This window comes from Cellulomonas pakistanensis (assembly GCF_016862755.1).
Taxonomy (GTDB): domain Bacteria; phylum Actinomycetota; class Actinomycetes; order Actinomycetales; family Cellulomonadaceae; genus Cellulomonas; species Cellulomonas pakistanensis.
Map to the genome: position 1 here is coordinate 1 of NZ_BONO01000050.1, position 1,117 is coordinate 1,117.

Sequence of the window (1,117 nt, forward strand, 5' to 3'; positions counted from 1 at the left end):
TGTACTGCCCAGGGACGTTGGTCGTCTGGGTGTGACGACACGCGGTAGCGGTCGTGGACGGACGAAGACCTCCGGTCGTGGAGTGGGACTGCTCAAGGTTCCGCTCGGCGACCAGGAGGTCTTCGTGTCCCACGCTAACGCTGCTCTCACGCCCCGCGCCCGGTTGCGCCTGGCGCGTCTGGTCGTCGAGGAGGGCTGGCCGGTCGCCATGGCTGCCCGCCGCTACGACGTCGCCTGGCCGACCGCGAAGAGGTGGGCCGACCGATACCGCGCGATGGGCGAGGCCGGTATGGGTGACCGGTCCAGCCGCCCGCATCACGTCGCGAACCGGACTCCGCCGTTCCTCGTGCGCAAGGTCGTGCACCTGCGCTGGAAGAAGCGCATGTCACCGATCGCGATCGGCGCCCGGCTGGGGATGCCGGCCTCGACCGTGCACGCGGTGCTGACCCGCTGCCGGTTGAACCGGATAGCCCACGTCGACGTCCGCACCGGTGAGCGCATCCGCCGCTACGAGCACGAGTACCCCGGGTCGCTGATCCACGTCGACGTCAAGAAGCTCGGGAACATCCCCGACGGCGGCGGGTGGCGGTTCGTCGGGCGCGCCCAGGGTGACCGGCACCGCGCCGCGACACCCGACAAGCCCAAGAACGTGTGGCGCAACCCGAAGATGGGCACCGCGTTCGTGCACACCGTGATCGACGACCACTCGAGGGTCGCCTACGCCGAGATCCACGACGACGAGACCGCGGCCACCGCGATCGGTGTCCTGCGCCGCGCGGTGTCCTGGTTCGCTGACCGCGGCGTGATCGTCGAACGAGTCCTGTCCGACAACGGGTCGGCTTACAAGTCCCACGCGTGGCGCGACGCCTGCGCCGACCTCGGGATCAAGTCCAAGAAGACCCGGCCCTACCGGCCGCAGACGAACGGCAAGATCGAACGCTTCCACCGCACCATGGCCGCAGGCTGGGCGTTCTCCCAGCACTACCGATCCGAGACCGCCCGCCGAGCCGCCCTGCCAGGATGGCTCCACGAGTACAACCACCACCGACCCCACTCATCGATCGGCAAGGTCCCGCCCCTGACCCGGTTGACCAACCTGCCTGGGCAGTACACCTAG

1 protein-coding gene is annotated in these 1,117 nt (G+C 69.2%); it reads left to right on the forward strand.

The window, feature by feature from the left end; all coding sequences use genetic code 11:
- Nucleotides 1–124: 124 nt before the first annotated feature.
- Nucleotides 125–1,117 (forward strand): IS481 family transposase, encoded by a 993-nt coding sequence (locus Cpa01nite_RS18370; RefSeq protein ID WP_203670311.1) that lies wholly within the window; start codon nt 125–127, stop codon nt 1,115–1,117.